This window comes from Neisseria sp. P0021.S006 (assembly GCF_051956895.1).
In genome coordinates, this window is the sequence record NZ_JBQCWZ010001013.1 from 1 (window position 1) to 532 (window position 532).

Annotated in this window: 1 pseudogene; it reads right to left on the minus strand. The window is 53.9% G+C overall.

What is annotated here, in order from left to right:
* Nucleotides 1-532, minus strand: a pseudogene (locus ACTHUM_RS18460) (FadR/GntR family transcriptional regulator); the annotation flags it as partial.

Below are 532 nucleotides of genomic sequence, written 5' to 3' on the forward strand. Positions count from 1 at the left end.
CTGTGCTGGGCAATCAGCGTCGGGCGCGGGTCTTCGGTTTGATGGATATAGATAATGCCGCTGCGTGTTTGCTGATAAAGCATTTTGAGCAGGCTGCTGGAAAGGTGGCTGAACAGGATATTGTGTGCGGCATCGGCAATGGTTTGATGGAAGCTAACGTCTGCTTCGGCTTGATGCTCCAAATTTCCGCTTTCGCAGGCCGCTTCAAATTTCTGCCGCCAAAAGTCAATCCGTTTCAAGTCGGCGTCAGTCCGTCTTTCGGCGGCCAGTGCCGCCATACAGCCTTCAACGTGACAGCTGAAATCGAAAACGTCGGTTTCCCAGTTGGTATGTTTGCCGAGCAATTCCTGCCAGCTTTGGAGGAAATCTTGTTGCGGTTTGACGGAAACGTAATAGCCATCGCCCTGACGCGCTTCCAAAACCTGCCGCGCAATCAGGATGTTCAGCGCGACCCTGACCGAGGGGCGCGATACGCCGAATTCTTACGCCAAGGTACGTTCGGGCGGGATTTTGCCGCCTTTTTCGTAAACGC